Origin of the sequence: Verticiella alkaliphila (genome assembly GCF_018904615.1) — a bacterium.
Taxonomy (GTDB): Bacteria; Pseudomonadota; Gammaproteobacteria; order Burkholderiales; family Burkholderiaceae_B; genus Verticiella; species Verticiella alkaliphila.
Genome location: NZ_JADCNH010000008.1, coordinates 26,590 through 43,575, shown reverse-complemented (window position 1 = coordinate 43,575; position 16,986 = coordinate 26,590). Strand labels below are relative to the sequence as shown.

At 67.1% G+C, this 16,986-nt stretch carries 16 protein-coding genes and 2 pseudogenes; 11 read left to right on the top strand and 7 right to left on the bottom strand.

Annotated elements, in window-relative coordinates; genetic code table 11:
• Positions 1–15 precede the first annotated feature (15 nt).
• The 4 genes from IMZ29_RS23240 to IMZ29_RS07890 are packed head-to-tail and all read left to right on the top strand — an operon-like array spanning position 16 to position 4,931.
• Entirely contained in the window at positions 16–957 is a 942-nt protein-coding gene (locus tag IMZ29_RS23240; protein WP_371820164.1) for a PgaA family protein, read from the top strand.
• A complete protein-coding gene (pgaB, locus tag IMZ29_RS07900; protein ID WP_216182544.1) occupies positions 954–3,080 on the top strand; it encodes a poly-beta-1,6-N-acetyl-D-glucosamine N-deacetylase PgaB in 2,127 nt (708 codons plus the stop codon). The genes IMZ29_RS23240 and pgaB overlap by 4 nt, the downstream gene beginning before the upstream one ends.
• Before the next feature lie 5 nt (positions 3,081–3,085).
• Positions 3,086–4,357: a poly-beta-1,6-N-acetyl-D-glucosamine synthase gene (gene pgaC, locus IMZ29_RS07895; protein WP_371820162.1), complete on the top strand. Its 1,272-nt coding sequence runs from the start codon at positions 3,086–3,088 to the stop codon at positions 4,355–4,357.
• A complete protein-coding gene (locus tag IMZ29_RS07890) occupies positions 4,347–4,931 on the top strand; it encodes a hypothetical protein (RefSeq protein WP_216182542.1) in 585 nt (194 codons plus the stop codon). Before pgaC ends, IMZ29_RS07890 begins: the two co-directional genes overlap by 11 nt.
• 13 nt (positions 4,932–4,944) lie before the next feature.
• Here IMZ29_RS07890 and gstA read toward each other — a convergent pair whose 3' ends face one another.
• Both gstA and IMZ29_RS07880 read right to left on the bottom strand, forming a co-directional pair.
• On the bottom strand, positions 4,945–5,553 hold the full coding sequence (gene gstA, locus IMZ29_RS07885; RefSeq protein ID WP_216182540.1) for a glutathione transferase GstA: 609 nt from the start codon (positions 5,551–5,553) through the stop codon (positions 4,945–4,947).
• A gap of 79 nt (positions 5,554–5,632) precedes the next feature.
• Entirely contained in the window at positions 5,633–6,124 is a 492-nt protein-coding gene (locus IMZ29_RS07880) for a LysR substrate-binding domain-containing protein (protein WP_216182538.1), read from the bottom strand.
• 119 nt (positions 6,125–6,243) lie between these two features.
• On the opposite strand from IMZ29_RS07880, the pseudogene IMZ29_RS07875 reads away from it, so the two are divergent.
• The 3 genes and pseudogenes from IMZ29_RS07875 to IMZ29_RS07865 form a co-directional block, all read left to right on the top strand.
• Positions 6,244–6,444: pseudogene (locus tag IMZ29_RS07875) on the top strand (haloacid dehalogenase); the annotation flags it as partial.
• Between the two features lie 13 nt (positions 6,445–6,457).
• Positions 6,458–6,748 carry a tripartite tricarboxylate transporter substrate-binding protein gene (locus IMZ29_RS22640; RefSeq protein WP_371820161.1) on the top strand — a complete coding sequence of 97 codons (291 nt, stop codon included), beginning with the start codon at positions 6,458–6,460 and terminating at the stop codon, positions 6,746–6,748.
• Positions 6,749–6,755: 7 nt separating this feature from the next.
• Positions 6,756–7,900 (top strand): annotated as a pseudogene (locus IMZ29_RS07865) (alanine racemase).
• 87 nt (positions 7,901–7,987) lie between these two features.
• Here IMZ29_RS07865 and IMZ29_RS07860 read toward each other — a convergent pair.
• On the bottom strand, positions 7,988–8,878 hold the full coding sequence (locus tag IMZ29_RS07860) for a LysR family transcriptional regulator (protein ID WP_216182537.1): 891 nt from the start codon (positions 8,876–8,878) through the stop codon (positions 7,988–7,990).
• A gap of 98 nt (positions 8,879–8,976) precedes the next feature.
• Here IMZ29_RS07860 and IMZ29_RS07855 point away from each other — a divergent pair, with 98 nt between their 5' ends.
• Positions 8,977–9,624: an RraA family protein gene (locus IMZ29_RS07855; protein WP_216182535.1), complete on the top strand. Its 648-nt coding sequence runs from the start codon at positions 8,977–8,979 to the stop codon at positions 9,622–9,624.
• 38 nt (positions 9,625–9,662) lie between these two features.
• Positions 9,663–10,640: a Bug family tripartite tricarboxylate transporter substrate binding protein gene (locus IMZ29_RS07850; RefSeq protein WP_216182532.1), complete on the top strand. Its 978-nt coding sequence runs from the start codon at positions 9,663–9,665 to the stop codon at positions 10,638–10,640.
• Between the two features lie 103 nt (positions 10,641–10,743).
• On the opposite strand, the gene IMZ29_RS07845 is transcribed toward IMZ29_RS07850, so the two are convergent.
• On the bottom strand, positions 10,744–10,938 hold the full coding sequence (locus IMZ29_RS07845) for a hypothetical protein (RefSeq protein ID WP_216182529.1): 195 nt from the start codon (positions 10,936–10,938) through the stop codon (positions 10,744–10,746).
• A 194-nt stretch (positions 10,939–11,132) separates the two neighbouring features.
• Here IMZ29_RS07845 and IMZ29_RS07840 point away from each other — a divergent pair, with 194 nt between their 5' ends.
• Both IMZ29_RS07840 and IMZ29_RS07835 read left to right on the top strand, forming a co-directional pair.
• Positions 11,133–11,837 carry a tellurite resistance TerB family protein gene (locus IMZ29_RS07840; protein ID WP_216182525.1) on the top strand — a complete coding sequence of 235 codons (705 nt, stop codon included), beginning with the start codon at positions 11,133–11,135 and terminating at the stop codon, positions 11,835–11,837.
• Between the two features lie 51 nt (positions 11,838–11,888).
• Positions 11,889–13,226: a DUF7256 domain-containing protein gene (locus tag IMZ29_RS07835; RefSeq protein WP_216182522.1), complete on the top strand. Its 1,338-nt coding sequence runs from the start codon at positions 11,889–11,891 to the stop codon at positions 13,224–13,226.
• A gap of 106 nt (positions 13,227–13,332) precedes the next feature.
• On the opposite strand, the gene IMZ29_RS07830 is transcribed toward IMZ29_RS07835, so the two are convergent.
• From IMZ29_RS07830 to IMZ29_RS07820, 3 genes are all read right to left on the bottom strand, one after another.
• Positions 13,333–14,589 (bottom strand): quaternary amine ABC transporter ATP-binding protein, encoded by a 1,257-nt coding sequence (locus tag IMZ29_RS07830; RefSeq protein WP_216182519.1) that lies wholly within the window; start codon positions 14,587–14,589, stop codon positions 13,333–13,335.
• Complete coding sequence (locus tag IMZ29_RS07825) at positions 14,586–15,446, bottom strand: ABC transporter permease (protein ID WP_216182516.1); 861 nt, start codon at positions 15,444–15,446, stop codon at positions 14,586–14,588. Before IMZ29_RS07825 ends, IMZ29_RS07830 begins: the two co-directional genes overlap by 4 nt.
• Before the next feature lie 123 nt (positions 15,447–15,569).
• Positions 15,570–16,526 carry an ABC transporter substrate-binding protein gene (locus IMZ29_RS07820; protein WP_216182693.1) on the bottom strand — a complete coding sequence of 319 codons (957 nt, stop codon included), beginning with the start codon at positions 16,524–16,526 and terminating at the stop codon, positions 15,570–15,572.
• Positions 16,527–16,986: the final 460 nt, after the last annotated feature.

Below are 16,986 nucleotides of genomic sequence, written 5' to 3'. Positions count from 1 at the left end.
CACGAGCGGCTCGCGGTGCTCCAGGCGGAGGCGCCCGAGGCGATCGCCGTGCGCAACGCCGACCGCTCGCTGCGCACCTACCGGGCGACGCGTCTGGAGGTCGAAGCCGGCGCCGCGCGCGATGGCGGCACGCTGTCCAACCGGGACGCCCGGGCGGACGTGCGGCTGTCCTCACCCCTGCTGGCCGACGGCTGGCGGGTCTTCGCGCGCCAGGTGTTTGCGCAGGCCACGGTGGACGAGGAGCGGTTGCGTTTGGCCCGCACCGGGTTGGGCCTGCAATGGGAATCTGGCCGCTGGATGGCCGCAGGCGAAGTCCATCACGCCAGCAGCGGCGCGCCGCGGCAAGGGGCTGCCGTCAACGTGTCGTACCGCGCCGGCGATGCCTGGCGCCTGTTGGCCGAGGCGGACACCCATAGCCTTCAGACGCCCTGGCGGGCCCGTGCGGCCGGCATCGGTGCCCGGGATGTGGGCCTGACGGCGCGTTGGCTCGCGAGCGACGAGCGCAACGTCTCCCTGCGCTATGGCCTGCTGGACTTTTCTGACGGCAACCGCCGTCAGGGCCTGGGGGTGGACTGGAACGAGCGCTGGGTGTCTGGCCCGCGCTTCAAGTTCGACACCACCGTGTCGCTGGACACGGGACGCTACGCCCAGCAGGACGTGCCGTACTTCAGCCCCTCGCGCGAGAGCGCCGCGCGCGTGACCGCGCGGGCCGAGTTCCTGACGTGGAAGCTCGACGACCGTCGCTTCGTGCAAGCTATCGAGGCCACGAGCGGGGTGTACCGGCAGGCAGGCTTCGGCGGTGGCGCGCTCTGGGAAGTGCGCTACGTCCACGAGTGGCGGGTGGGCGAGACCTTCGCCCTGCGCTATGGCATCGGTACCGGCAGTCATCCCTACGACGGCGTGGCCGAGCGCCGGCACGACCTCTTTCTCACCCTGACCATGCCGATCGCGCCATGATTGCTCGCCTAGCCACCCCGTTCCTCGCGGCCTGTCGCGAACTGCGCCGCGTGCTGCGCGCAGGCGTCGGCCTCTTGCTGGCCCTGGCGATACTCACGCCGGCCAGTGCCCAACGGCTGCCACCGCCGGATCCGGACGACGGCCAGACCTTTCGCGCCATCGCCTTTCATGACGTGCGCACCGACGTGCGGGCGACCTTTGCGACAGCACCCGAGCCCACCGCCATCGACGAGACCACGCTGGCCGAGTTCTTCGCATGGCTGCAAGCAGCGGACTACCATCCGGTGAGCCTGCAACAGATCATCGACGCACGCGCCGGCGGCGCGCCGCTGCCGCCCCGCGCCGTGCTGCTCACCTTCGACGATGGCTACGTCAGCACGTACGAGAAGGCCTTCCCGCTGCTGCGCGAGTTCGGCTATCCGGCCGTCGTCGCTCTGGTCACCGAGTGGATGCGCGAGCCGCAGGGCCAGCCCCTGGTGGCGAGCGGACTCCAGCAAGCGCAGCTCACCGCGCGCGAGAACTTCCTGTCCTGGGATCAGGTGCGCGAGATGGCCGCCTCCGGCCTCATCGAATTCGCGAGCCATAGCGATGGCATGCACCGGGGCGTGCCGGGCAATGCGCAGGGCAATGCCCAGCCGGCCGCGGCCACGCTGGCCTACGACGCGCAGACCGGCCGCTATGAAAGTGTCGAGGCCTACGCCGATCGTGTCGGGCAGGACCTGCGCCGCAGCCGTGCGCTCATCGAGGCGCAGACGGGCGTGCCCGTGCGCGTGATGGTATGGCCCTACGGCGCCTACACCGAATCGGCGCTGGCGCTGGCGCGCGATGCCGGCATGCCGATCACCTTCACGCTGCAGGAAGGCGCGAACACCCCTGACGTGCCGCTGCAGACCCTCCGACGCGGGCTGGCCACCTACGACATGACCGTGCCGGACCACACGCTCTTTCGCGCGCCGGCAGGCGACGGCAGCATCTTCCCGCTCAACCGCGCCATGCACGTCGATCTGGACTATGTCTATGACCCGGACCCGGCGCAGCAGGAGCGCAATCTCAGTGCGCTGCTCGAGCGGGTGCAGGCGGTGGGGCCGCGTTCGGTGTTCCTGCAGGCCTTTGCGGACCCGGATGGCGACGGCGCCGCGGACGCCCTGTACTTCCCGAACCGCCATCTGCCGATGCGCGCGGATCTCTTCAATCGGGTCGCCTGGCAGTTGCGCACGCGCACCGGGGTGCAGGTCTATGCCTGGATGCCGGTGCTCGCGTATCGCCTGCCTGCCGGGCATCCGCTGGCAGGTCGCACGGTCACGCACCGCGCGGGCGTGCCGCATGTCGACACGCCGACCCCGACGGCCGAGGGCGACGTGCGCTATCACCGGCTGACCCCCTTCGACCCGGACGTGCGCGCCATGATCGGGGACATCTACGAGGATCTGGGCCGGCATGCCACCTTTGCTGGCATCCTCTTTCATGACGACGCCCTGTTGGGCGATGACGAGGACGCGAGCCCGCTGGCGCTGCAGACCTACGCCGCCTGGGGCTTGCCGGCAGACATCGCGGCGATCCGGGCAGACACCGCGGCCAGCGAGCGCTGGGCCCAGGCCAAGACGCGGTATCTCACCGCCTTCACCCTGGCGCTCGCCCAACGCGTCGCCCAGTGGCGGCCAGGGCTCATCACCGCGCGCAACCTCTATGCAAGACCGGTGCTGGCGCCCGAGACGGGGGCGTGGTTCGCCCAGGATTACGCCGATGCCTTGGCGGCTTACGACTATGTTGCCGTGATGGCCATGCCCTACATGGAGCACGTGTCGGATCCGCACGCCTGGTTGCAGTCGCTCGTGGCGCGTGCCCACGCTACGCCCGGTGGCATCGAGCGCACGGTGTTCCAGATCCAGGCGCGGGACTGGCGCACGGGCCAGGCCGTGCCCGATGACGAGCTCGCACGGCAATGGTTCACGTTGCATCGTGCAGGCGCCCGGCATCTGGCCTACTACCCCGACGACTTCATTCTCGGACAACCGGGCGTGCCGGTGCTTCGGGAAGCCCTGTCGGTACGGGGGCTGTTGCCAGGCAGCGTCCACGGGCTGGACACGCCGCCCGCGCTGACGCTGTGGCCGAGCCAGAGGTAAGCGCCATGATGGCAAATCTTCTGGACAGCGGCTTTGCATCGTTCGTCTACGCCTACGTGTTCTATTACCCCTTCCTGATGGCCTACGTCTGGATCGGGGGTGGGCTCGCCCATGCGCTGGTCTTCGAGCGCCGGCGGCACGAACGCATCGATCCGCTCACCTTGCTGCCGCAGACGCCGCTCGTCACGGTGGTGGTGCCTTGCTACAACGAGGAAGCCGGCGTGCGCGACGTCATCGACCAGCTGATGCGCTCACGCTACCCGGCGTTCGAGGTCATCGCGGTCAACGACGGCAGCACCGACGCCACCGCGGCCATCCTCGATTCGCTCGCCGCGGTGTACGGCAACCTGCGCGTGCTGCATCACGATGGCAACCAGGGCAAGGCGGTCGGTCTGAACACGGCCACGCTGCTGGCCAATGGCGAATACATCCTCGGCACGGATGGCGACGCGTTGCTGGACGTCGATGCCATCGCCTGGCTCATGCTGCCCATGTTGCGCTCGGAGAAGGTCGGCGCCGTGACCGGCAATCCGCGCATCCGCACGCGCACCTCGTTGCTGGGTCGCATGCAGGTGGGCGAGTTCTCCTCCACGATCGGACTCATCAAGCGCGCGCAGCAGCTCTTCGGCCGGCTCTTCACCGTGTCAGGGGTGATTGCGCTCTTTCGCCGCAAGGCCTTGCTCGAGGCAGGCTTCTGGAGCCCCGATGTCATGACCGAGGACATCGACATCAGCTGGAAGCTGCAGCTCGCGGGCTGGCGCCTGCGCTTCGCGCCGCGGGCCCTGTGCTGGATCCTGATGCCGGAAACCTTGCGTGGCCTGTACCGCCAGCGGCAGCGCTGGGCGGTGGGCGGCGTGCAGACCATCCTGCGCTACACGAGCATGATCGTGAATCCGCGCCACGCCCAGATGTGGCCGATCTACCTGGAGTACGTGGCGAGCGTGGTGTGGGCGTACGCCATGCTCTTCGTGCTCACCGTCGGCTTCATCGAGATGGTGTTTCCCGTGGATTGGGAGACCGTGGGCTTCTGGCCCGAGTGGCATGGCGTGCTGCTGGGCATCACCTGCATGCTGCAGATGGCGGTGAGCCTGTGGATCGATCGCCACTACGACCGCCAGATCCTGCGCTACCTGGTCTGGACGATCTGGTATCCCTTCGCCTTCTGGACCCTCAACATGATCACCAGCGTGCTGGCGCTGCCCATGGTTCTTTTGCGCCGCGCCGGCCAGCGTGCGGTTTGGCGCAGCCCTGATCGAGGATTGACTGATGAACTCTGACAGTGCCAACGCGCACGCCACCGGCACCGCGTCACAGCCCGCCGTCACGCCCCCGGAGCGTCCGCGCTTCTGGGCCCAGCCGCATCCGGAGCCAATCCTGGACGCGGCCCGTGTGTCGCTCGCGGATTTCCGGCGCGCACAGCCCACCTGGAAGGCTTACGGCAAGTATGTCTGGCTGCGTGCCATACGGCCGGTTCTCTTCGCGCTCTTCTGGGCCGGCGTGCTGATCTACGCCTGGCGCCACTTTTTCACGTCGACGGGCGAACTGGGTGACGTCAGCTTGCTCGCGCTCTATGCCGTGATCGTGCTCGCCATCCTGCTCGGCATGCTGCTGCTTGCGCCGGTGCGGCGCGTGCTGCTGGCGGCCGAAGAAGGTGAGGCCGGCGATCCGCTCGACGATACCCGCCCCGAAGTGGCCGATTTTGCGCGCATGGCGCCGCGCCGTCTGTCCTTGTGGCGCCATACGCGTTCGCTGCGGATCCGGCATGACCGCAAGGGGCGGCTGCGCAACGCCGAAGCGGGCGAGGCCGCGGTGCCTGGCGCGGCCACAGCCACCGTCGATCAGGCGGCCTGAGGCCGCCCCGGCATCAGCCGAGCAATCCTTCTTCGCGCATGGCCTGCTGCACAGCGGGACGTGCCGCGACGCGCGCCTTGAAGGCCTGCAGCTTCGGATAGGCGCCGATGTCGATCTGCATGCGCTCGGCCCACGTCAGCATGACGAAGAGGTACGGGTCCGCAACGCTGAACTGCGCGCCCGTCAGGTAGTCCTGATTCGCCAGCTGTTGCTCCACGTAGGCAAAGCGCTTGCCGATCATGTCGCGCGCACGTGCCTTCATGTCGTCCGTGGAATCCGGCTTGAAAAGCGGGCTGAAGTTCTTGTGCAGCTCCGTGCCGATGAAGGTGAGCCACGCCTGGACCTGCGCGCGTGCCACGGACCCCGCCGGCGGCAAGAGGCCGGCATCGGGCTTCTGGTCGGCCAGGTACTGCACGATGGCCGGGCCTTCGGTGATGACCTCGCCGCCGTCCAGTTGCAGCGCCGGGACGTAACCCTTGGGGTTGATGGCATAGAAATCCGCGCCATCCTTGGTCTGATGGGCACGCAGGTCGACCTGAACAAGATCGACCGACATGCCGAGTTCGACGGCGGTGATGTGGGGCGAGAGCGAGCAGGCGCCGGGGCTGAAGTAGAGCTTCATGGAATCTCCTGGGAAACGAGGAAGCGCAGGCCTAGTGCCAGCGCGGTGTGAACCCATCATACTGCCGCTGCGTGTCGTCTCACGCGGGCCGCCAAGGGGGGCGAGGTCGGAATGCCTGCTTCAGCGCGGTGGTGAAGAGCCGCGCCCGCGTCGAGGCAATTCGAGACTGGGGCACCAGCGCCGTGATGTCTGCATCCGGCGCGCGGTAGTGCGGCAGCAAGGGTACGAGGGTGCCTGTCGCCAGCCCCTCGGCCACGTCCCACTCCGAGCGCAGCATGATGCCTTTGCCGGCAACGCACCATTGACGGATCGTCTCGCCGTCGTCCTCGGCGTTCTCGCGCAGCACCAGGCAGGCGTGTTGCACAAGATCCACCGGTATTTGCAGCGGCGGCGCCTGCCGCAGATAGGCGGGCGAGGCGCACAGGATGCGCCGACTGGGCGCGATGCGATGCGCGACCCAGCGCGAGTCGGGAATGGCCCCGATGCTCACCACGACGTCGAAGGCTTCGGTTCCCTGCGCAGCACGATCCAGTGCGGTGATGAAGCGCAGGTCGTCCACATCCAGGTTCATTCTTAACCCAACGGTGAATGAAGAAGTGATTTTTCATTAACCCATTATGGCACTCAGGTTCCTACACTGAACGCATTCACCTTCACCGAGTGCCTGCCATGACCCGCCGTTACGACGTTATGCTCTTTGATCTGCTGACCGCGTTGCTCGATTCCTGGACGCTGTGGAACGATGTCGCACAGGGAGAGGCCGAGGGACATGAATGGCGCGCGGCCTGCCTGCGTCTCACGTACGCTCGCGGGGCCCATCGTCCTTACGAGATCTTGGTGCGGGAGGCCGCCACACAAGTCGGACTGCCCGCGAGCGCAGCCGACGCGTTGGGAGACCGACTTCGTGTGTGACCAGACGACGACGGCGCAGCGCAGCGGCGCGACAGACATCGATTTCCGTTCCTGGAACGGACTCTTCGCGCCCGCGAGAACGCCACCCGCCGTCGTCCGGCAGCTCAATGACGCCATCCGGCGCGCCCTGAGCGACCCCGAACTGCTTCAGCAAATACGTGCCGTCGGGGTCACCTCCCCGAGCGCTCAGACCAATACGCCAGAGGCCTTGGCCACGCGCGTCTCCAGCGAGATCGCACGGCTGCGGCTCATTCTCGAGTCCAAGCATGTCAAAGTCGATTGAGTCGCCCATGTCCTTCTCGTTACACGATCTGGAGACGCCGTTTCTGGTGCTCGACCGCACCCGGATGGACCGGAACATTGCGCGTTTGCGTGAGCGCCTGCAGCCCTTCGGCGTGGTGTTCCGTCCCCATGTGAAGACGCACAAGTCGATCGATGTCACCCGCCGCCTGGGCCCGCCGGGGATGCCGATCACGGTGTCCACGCTGAAGGAGGCTGAGTGTTTTCTCGAGCAGGGCTGGCAGGACATCCTCTATGCGGTCGGCGTGGTGCCGACCAAGCTGCCGCACGTCGAGCGGCTGGTGCGTGCGGGCGCCGTCTTACCGTCGTTCTGGACAACCTCGAGGCGGCGACCGCCACTGCCACGCATGCCAGAGAAGCAGGTCTGTCGTTGCCGGTGCTCATCGAGATCGACACGGATGGTCACCGCGCGGGCGTCAAGCCAGAAGACGGGCAGTTGCTGGAGATTGCCGCAGCGCTGGGCCGGACCGAAGGCGAGGGCGCATGGCTGGCTGGGGTCATGGCGCACGCCGGGGATTCTTACCTCGCACGGTCTCGGGCTGCCATCGAAGCCTGCGCCGAGCAGGAGCGGGCGGGGGCCGTGCGGGCAGCGCAGCGCTTGCGCGAGGCGGGCTATCCGGCGCCTGTCGTGAGCGTGGGCAGTACGCCGACCGCCCACTTTGCGCGCAACCTCGACGGCGTCACCGAAGTGCGGGCGGGCGTCTTCGTGTTCTTCGATCTCGTGATGCATGGCATCGGCGTGTGTGAGGTCTCGGACATTGCCTTGTCGGTGCAGTGCACCGTCATCGGACACCAGCGTGACAAAGGCTGGCTCATCACCGATGCCGGGTGGATGGCGCTGTCACGCGATCGGGGCACCGCAAAGCAGCCCATCGATCAAGGCTACGGCATGGTCTGCGACGTCAAGGGTGAACTCCTGGACGATCTGGTGGTGAGCGACGCGAACCAGGAGCACGGCATTCTGTGCCATCGCACCGATCCGCACGCAACGCCCATGTTGCCGATCGGCACGCCGCTCAGGATTCTTCCCAACCATGCCTGCGCTACCGCCGCGCAACATAGCCACTACGTGCTGGTCCATGATGGCGAGTCTGAGGACGCGTGCACACGGTGGCCAAGGTTTGGAGGCTGGTGATGCGTGCCGATGCCTCATGCCGCATCACCCGGCCGTCCGTGCCTGAGCTGGCCGCGCCGCGCGGCCATTACGCGCACGCCGCAATCGTCACTCGGCTGCGTTTGAAGGGCGGCAATTGCGCGTCACCGTGTCATGCAGGGCCTGGACGGCGCGCGACGGTGTTTGCCTGCAGGCCACCACGAAGTACGGCAGGCGCGGCCACGGTACCGGCCCTTCGATGCGGCGCAGGCGCCCCTGGGCAAGATGTTCCCGATAAGGCTCAACGGGTAGGAAGGCAGCGCCGAGACCCGCCAAGACCAGCTCGCTGATGGCCACCAGACTGTTGCTGGCCAGGCTGCGTTGCAACGTGAGGCCATGCGTGAGCGCCCAAGCGTCGAATCGTTCCGTGAGTCCCGAGCCACCGGATTGCGCAAGAATGGGCCAGCGCGCCAGCGCGTCGTTGTCCAGGCGCGGGGGCGGGGACAGGGCGGGGCTGGCCATCAAGGCGAACGACACCTGTGCGATCTCCTCGCTGGCGAGCGTATCGTCCACGGGTGAAAGGGGCAGGACCGCCAGCGCGATTTGGCCGGCGCGCAGGCGCTCGATGAGCGCGCAGGACACGTCGACGTAGGGCTCCAGCTCCACACCCGGGTACGCCTGCCGCATGTGCGCCACCCAGCCGGGAAGCCAGGTGCTTGCCACGAGCTCGGTCACCCCGAAAGCAACACGCCCGGAAGGCGGCCTCACATCCACGCGCTGGCGCAGGCGTTCGCGCAAACTCAGCAGCTGCTCGGCGCTGGCCTGGATGTCCTGGGCGGCGGCGGTCGGCACCGCGCGCGTCCCGGCTCGGATGAACAGGGTGTCGCCCAGCGTGGACTCCAGCTCGGCGATGCGCTTGGACAGCGTGGACTGGGTGATGTGCAGATGCTGCGCGGCCTGAGCGAAACCGCGCAGACGCACGGCCCATACGAAGGCCTCCAGTTGCTTGAAGGTGGGCATGTCGAAAAGTTCATGAGTTGTTGTCGAAATTTATCGCTTTTTCGACGTTTCAAGGATGATTACAGTCGTCTCGCCACTTCCTTCATTGCGAGAGCTGCATGATTTCTTCCGCCGACGCCGCCAGCGCGCTGGACCTTTTCGAAGGAATTCCGACATCCGCCGTCAGTGACTGCCTCGGCCGACTCGCAGGCACCCATACGCTGCGTCCCCAACACGGCGATTCCTGGCTGCGTGGCACCGCGCTGACCGTGCGTGTGCGCGCAGGCGACAACCTCGCGATCCATGATGCGTTGCGACAAGTGCGCCCAGGTCACGTCCTCGTGATCGACGGCGGGGGTTCTGAAGAGCGTGCGCTGGTCGGCGAGATCCTCATGAAGCTTGCGCAAAAGCGCGGTGCCACGGGGTTCGTGATCGATGGCTCCGTTCGCGATGTCGCTGCGTTTCGCGCAGCGGCATTTCCCTGCTATGCCCGCGCGGTGACTCACCGCGGTCCTTACAAGCTCGGACCGGGGGAGGTCGGTGAACTCGTCGTCCTCGACGGACAGCCCGTGCATCCGGGGGATCTCGTTCTCGGTGACGAGGACGGCGTCGTGTTCGTGCGGCCACAGGATGCCGTGATGCTGGCGGGCGCCGCGCGCCGCAAGCTCGCGGATGAAGCGGCCACACTGGCGTCGATCGAACGCGGCGACTACGACGAGCGCTGGATCGACGCAGCATTGGCGAACAGCTTGCCTACGCGACCCTGATCGCGCTCGACTTCCCCACTAGAACTAGGAGACATCCCATGCGTTCATTCCTGGCACGCAGCGCAACGGCGCTGGCCATGCTCGGCTTGTTGTGTGCGCCGCTCGCATCGGCGCACGCCACCTATCCAGACAAACCCGTGAAGCTGGTGGTGCCCTGGCCGCCAGGCGGCGCCACCGATGCCCTTGCGCGCATCCTCGCACAGCATCTGGGCCAGCGCCTGGGGCAGCCTGTCATCGTGGACAACAAGGCTGGTGCCGGCGGCAACATCGGCACCGCGAGCTTTGTTCGCGAGCCCGCCGACGGCTACACCTTGCTGATGGCCACGAGCTCCACGAATGCCGCGAATCCGCACCTCTACAGCCGTCTGGGCTTTGACGCTGCAAAGGACTTCACGCCCATCGCCTTCGTTGCCTCGATTCCGAACATTCTGGAAGTCCCCAAGTCGTCCCCCTTTGCCAGCGCTACCGATCTGGTGGCCTTCGCCCGAGAAAATCCGGGCAAGCTGAACTATGCCTCTGGCGGCGTGGGTTCCTCCCAGCACCTTGCGGGGGCGATGTTCAATCATCTCATGGGCACAGAGATCGTCCACGTACCGTACAAGGGCAGTGGTCCGGCGGTTGCCGATCTGCTGGCAGGCCAGGTTGACCTCATGCTCGACACGGGTTCACTTGCCCAGGTGAAGGCGGGCGCGCTGCGGGCGCTGGCCGTGGCAGCCCCGGAACGTCTGCCCGCGTTGCCCAATGTACCGACCCTGGCGGAGGCGGGCCTGCCTGCCATGCAGGCGTCTGCCTGGTACGCCATCACCGCGCCGCGAGACACTCCCGCGCCGATCGTATCGCACCTGAACGCCGAAATCACTGCGGTTCTGGCGATGCCTGATGTGCGCTCCCGACTGCTCGACATGGGGGCGATCCTGCGCGAGCCGCAGTCTCCCGAGGCCCTCGGCGCATTCTTCCAGGCCGAGATAGACCGCTACCAGGAGATCGTGGCCGTCTCTGGTGCCCGCGTGGAGTGAGCCAGCCGAGCCCGGCGCTTGCAAGTCGTTACCGGAAAGCGACGGGCCGTTACACGGTGAGCTCAAACCGCCAGCATGGCTTGGCCGACAGACGTATCGCTGCTCAGCGCAGGTCGAAGCCCTGCGCGACGGCCTTGAACTTGTCGATCTCGGACCGGATGAATTCGATGCTGGCGGCGTGGCCGCTCACGTTCAACACGCCCCGGCCATCCGACTCGATCATCCCGATGACGGCCGGATCGCTCATGACGGCGTCCATGCCCTTGACCAGGCGTTCGCGCCCGTCGTCCGACATCATTGCCGCGGCAACGAGATGTCTGATTATTTCCCAGGTGCGGCGCCATAGGGGGGTACATTCCTGCCCCATCGCGCAGATCCGATCTGCTGCGTGCCTGCTTGCAAGTGGTCACGGGAAGTGGCACCGCCGTCACACCTGTTGCATGTCGTCTCCGATACGATCCCAACACCTTTGCCTGCGTATCGGAGAACCTCATGAGTGCACGTCAGTTACTCGATCAACTGTTGCAGTCCGGCCAGGGGCTGGTTCGCCAGGCGGCTGGCCAAGTCCAATCTTCGGGGGGCGGGAAAGGGGGCGGGCTCTCGCCCATGCTGTCCGGCGCCTTGAGCGGCGGGGCCATCAGCCTGCTGATGGGCAGCAAGGGGGCGCGCAAGTACGGCGGCAAGGCCGTCAAGTACGGCGGCATGGCCGCGCTGGGCGCGCTCGCGTTCAAGGCCTACCAGCAATGGCAGACCACCCAGAGTGGCCAGGCTGCGCCCTCGGACGCGCCGGCCACGATGCCGGCGGCCTTGCCGGCGCCCCGCACGATGGACCGTCTTCCCGCACCCGAGGTCGAGCAGCACAGCAAGGCCGTGCTCATCGCCATGATCGGGGCGGCCAAGGCCGATGGCCACATCGGCGACGCCGAGCGCGGCCTGCTCGAAGGCGAGCTGGTGCGTCTGGGCGAAGCTCAGGACCGACCGTGGGTGCAGGAAGAACTGGCTCGCCCGCTGGATCCCGCCCAGGTGGCCACCCATGCACAGACCCCGGAAATGGCGGCCGAGATGTATCTCGCGAGCCTGCTTGTCGTCGACGAGGAGAGCTTCATGGAGCGCGCCTATCTGGATGAGCTCGCGCGTCGTCTGAATCTTGCCCCCGAGTTGAAGTCCACCCTCGAAGCGCAGGTGAAGACCGTATGACGCCGCAGGGTTGCCCTACGCTGGCGGGCGCCCGAGGCAGGGGAGGCGCCGATGGCTGACACCTTGAAGCTCAATCGCCTGCGCCCTGGCGCGCCCCTGGCCGATTGGTATGCGGCCACAGGCAATACGCCCAAGCCGCCGGACCCGCACGACGAAGGCCATCTCTTCGGCCCCGAGTTGAGCGCCCGGGCAGGCGCGGATGGTCGGCTGGGCCTCGTGCGCTTCGGGATGAAGTTTCCTCAGCAGGAGCCGATCGCAGGCGTTTCCCTGGGCATGACGGCAGAAGCGTTGCGACAGGTGCATCCGCAAGGCAAGGCCGTTGCGGCGCTGCCCGAGCTCCAGAAGTACGGCTGGAGCCTCGTGGAGACGGTGCTGGAGGACGGCGTGGCGTTGAGCGTGGGCCTGCGCGATGGCGTGGTGGGCACGATCCAGCTCGAAGATCCGCAGGCCAGGTACCCGGAACGTCCCTTCCAGGATGCGGACCCGAGCCTGATCGAGGCCTTCGATCTCTCCATCGCACCGCCCGTGTCGCTCGATCGTCGTCCGGCTCAGGGCTGGTGCCTGGGCCTGCCGCCCGGCATCGAGCCCGCCCACTGGCCGCTCAGCCGGCGCAGTGGCCTGCCGATGCGGCATGCCTTCACCTTGCGGCTGCCCGAAGCCTACCGTACCCAGGGCCCGGATCTCGTTGCGATCACGCTCTTCGTGGACGATCCGCTGGAGCAGGACCGTCCGCTCGATGGGCTCTCGGCGTGGGTGGCGGGCCTGGGAGACGGCGCCTCGTCGGCCAGCGACCCCCGGTTCGGGCCCCTCGCGCCGTACTACGCATCGCTGCCCGCGCATCATCATCGGTTGCAGGGCGCCGTGGGGGAGGAATACCGGCTGGTGTGGCTGACGCAGGCGCAGTTCGATGCGCCGCTGGCCACGCCGCCCGCGGTGCCGCCGATTCCGGCACTGGCCGGGCGCGAGCCGGCGTGGCTGAAGGGCACCTGCGGCGACGTCTTCGGGCCGTATCACCTGCCTTTCTCGGATTCGTCTGCGGTGCAGGCCTGGAAGGCCTTGCCGGCGCCAGAAGCGCTGCACTTCGGCTGGCCGATCAGCACGACCGGGCGAGAGGGCGATCCGAACGTGGGGCGTCCACCCCGCGAATGGGAACATCAGAACAAGCGTAGCGGCTACGTGCCGGCCTACAGTGACGAGGGCCAGGCGATGGACCTGCCGCGGTTCGCCGGCGCGGTGGCGCACCTGGGTGGCACGATGTTCCCGATGCAGGGCTACCTCGATGCCTCGGCACACTATCTGGAGTTCGAGGAAGCGTTCGGCGCCTTCAACTTCGGGGGCGGCAATGCCCAGCTTTGCCTGCGCCAGATGATCTTCGACTGGGCCTGCTAGGGCGGTACGCGTGCGTTGCAGAGGTGGCGGGGTGGCCACCCGGGGGCCGTCGTGGGGTCAAGGGAGTGGGCCGCCAGCGCCAACATATGCCGGCTGCCCACCACCCTCAGGCAGCCCGTTCGGGCGTGGCTTCGGCGGTTGCCCCGACGTCTGCGTCTGCAGATGCCTCGGCCGCTTCCTCCACCGGCGCCTCTGGCGGCGTCACCAGCTCCACGACCTTCGCGCGCGACAGCATGCCGACGAATTCGTCGTTGTCGTCCGTCACGGCCAGCGGGGCATCCGTGCGCAGCAGGTGGCCGAGCACGTCCTCCAGATTGGTACCGGCCGGCACGGAGGCCATCTCGTCCACGTAGGCCGAGATGTCCCGGCTTGCCGCATCGACGGCGTCACGCGCGCGTTCTCGCGTGAGCACGCCGGCCAGCCGCTTGCCATCGAGCACCGGCGCATACGCATAGTCCAACGCACGCATGCGTTCGAGCACCTGGGCGGGCCGCGAGCGCATGGTGAGGGTGAGCCGCGAGGGGTTGGCCGCATGGGCTGCGTTCAACACCTTGCTGCGGTTCACGTCCTGCAGGAAGGACTGCACGTATGCATTGGCCGGGCTCAGCAGGATGTCCTCGGGCGTGCCTTCCTGGACCAGCTCGCCGTCCTTCAGGATGGCGATGCGGTTGCCCAGGCGCAGGGCCTCGTCCAGGTCGTGCGTGATGAAGACGATCGTCTTGTTCAGCTTGGCCTGCAACTGCAGCAGCTGATCCTGCATGTCCCGGCGGATGAGCGGGTCCAGCGCCGAGAAGGCCTCGTCCATCAGGAGGATCTCGGCGTCGGTCGCGAGCGCACGGGCAAGGCCCACACGCTGCTGCATGCCGCCCGAGAGCTGGTGCGGGTACTGGTGCGCAAAACCTGCCAGACCGACCTGGTCCAGCCAGTCGGTGGCGCGGCGCTCGCGCTCGGCTTTCGCCACGCCCTGCACCTGCAGCCCGTAGGCGGCGTTGTCCAGCACCGTGCGATGCGGAAAGAGGCCGAATCGCTGGAACACCATGCTCATCTTGCGCTGGCGGAACTGCTCCAGGCCGCGCTTGGAGAGCTGCGTGACGTCTTCGCCATCGACCAGGATGCTGCCGGCGCTCGGCTCGATGAGCCGATTGAAGTGGCGGATCAGCGTCGATTTGCCGGAGCCCGAGAGCCCCATGATGACGTAGATGCTGCCTTCCTCGATGGAGAGCGAGATGTCGCGCAGGCCGAGCGTGTGGCCGGACTTCGCGAGGAGCTCTTCCTTGCTCATGCCGGCCTGGGCAGCGGCGAGCCACCGCTCAGGCTTGGCGCCGAATACCTTGTAGATGTTGCGGACTTCGATCTTGCTCATCGCTGGCCTCCCACGCGCACGCGCTGACCATAGGATTGGGTGATGCGATCGAACAGCACGGCCAGCACCACGATGGCCAGCCCGGCGAGCAGGCCGCGGCCCACCTCCAGGCGATTGATGCCCAGCAGCACTTCATAGCCCAGGCCGCGTGCGCCGATCATCGAGGCGATCACCACCATCGACAGGGCCATCATGGTCGTCTGGTTGATGCCGGCCATGATGTTGGGCAGGGCAAGGGGCAGCTGCACGCCGAAGAGTTGCTGGCGCGGATTGGCGCCGAAGGCGCGCGAGGCTTCGAGCACTTCCTGGTCGACCAGGCGAATGCCCAGGTCCGTGAGACGAATGAGCGGCGGCACCGCGTAGATGACGGTGGCGATGATGGCCGGGATCTTGCCCAGGCCGAACAGCATCACCACGGGGATCAGGTACACGAAGCTGGGCATGGTCTGCATGACATCCAGCACCGGGCGCATGATGGCGCGCAGCCAGTCGATGCGGGCCATGGCGATGCCCATCGGAATCCCGATCAGCACCGACAGCAGCGTGGCCATGATCATGAGGGAGAGGGTCTGCATGCCTGCGTCCCACAGGCCCAGAAGACCGATGCCGCAGAGCAGGGCGCCCATGCCGAGGGCGAGGCCGACGCGTCGGCTCACGAGCCAGGCGATGCCGACGACGGCGAGCACGATGGCCCACCAGGGCGATTGGCGCAGCACGCCTTCGAGCCAGTTCAGCGCCAGCAGCAGGGGGCGGGAAAGCTCGGAGAGGGTGTCGGCGTAGTCGGTGACGAGATGATCGACGAAGGCGTCGATGCTGCCGCGCAGCTCGCGCGGGGCAATGAGTTGAGGAAAGCTCAAGGAACAACGGCTCCGGAAAGAGACCGCCGCGCAGGACAGGGCGATCGCCCCGGCGCGCGGCTGGCGGAAAGCCCCGGGTGCGTCATGCGCGCCCGGGGCCGGCGGAGTGCCGTGGAAGTCGGATTACAGCGAGGACTTCACGCGGTTGGCGACGTCTTCGGGGACCCAGGCGGTCCAGACGTCAGCGTGGTTCTCGAGGAACCACTCGGCCACTTGATCGGCGTCGTCGCCGGACTCGTCCATGTGGGCGAGCGTGGCGTCCATGACGGGCAGCGGCACGGACATCGACGAGAAGAACTTCGTCAGTTCCGGGGCGGCCTTCATGAAATCCGCATTCAGGGCGGTGAACACCGGGTTCTCCGGGTAGGCGCTGGGCTGGGGATCCTTGCACGTGGGCGAGGTCAGGCACTCGTGCGCCTTCGCGTCGTACTCGGGCAATTCCAGCTTGACCAGGTCCATGGCGCCCACGAGCGGCGTGGGATACCAATAATAGAAGGCCACGTCCTGCTTGCGGCGGTATGCCGAGGACAGGGCCGCCTTTTGCGCCGCGCCGGTGCCGGGCGAATAGAGCGTGAAGTCGTTGCCGAGCTCCAGCGCGTTGAAGAGATTGGTGCTCACGACTTCGCAGCCCCAGCCGGCCGGGCAGCCATAGAAGCGGCCCTTGTTGGGCTCTTCGGGGTCCTTGAAGGCTTCCTTGAACTTGGGCAGATCGGCCGCGGACTTCAGCTCCGGGTGACGCTCGGCGGTGTAGCGCGGGATGAACCACGCTTCGCCGCCCATGAAGACGTCGGCGACGCGCTTGACCTTGCCGGTGGACTCGGCCTTGGCCCAGGGATCGGCCACGCTGTTGAGCCAGACTTCGGTGTTCACGTCCAGATCGCCGCGCTCGAGCGCGGCCAGAGCGGGCAGCGTCTCGGTGGGCAGGACTTCGGTCTTGCAGCCGTAGCCCTTCTCGAGGATGGTACGCTGGACGTCGACGAGGACGAGGTTGGATTCCCAGTTCATGCCACCGAAACGCACGGTGCGATCGAGTTCGCAGGTGGCATCGGCGGCCTGGGCGGCGCCGGCAGCGCCGAACATCAGGGCAGCCGCGATGGCGGTGCGCAGACGCAGGGCGGGGGAAGCGGCACGGGCCGACAGAGAGACTTCGAGGGAACGCATGGCATTTGCCTCCTTAAGGTTCGTGGGTGTCCTTGCCGGCCCGCGAGGGCTGACGAGGAACGCCAGTGAGCTAAGGGGGTTGTGCGGAAGACGGACAGCGCCGCCAATACAAACCGACAACTAGCAGACGGGTGCGCAGGGGCACCCAGGCGATGCGCTTTGCGGATGCGTCGCGCGACGCATCGGCAAAGCACGCGAAGTGCGCTCCGGGAACCGGAGCGCGACCACGTTGTAACCGAAAAATGCCTGAGAAGACAAATCGCCCGGGCGAAAACCTTCGCGCGATTGGCCTAAACCGTCACGTTGGCTGGCCTTTTTTGACGGGGGCCTTACAATGTGCGCCCCGACACGATGCCCGCCCTACGCCGGCGGGAGCGTT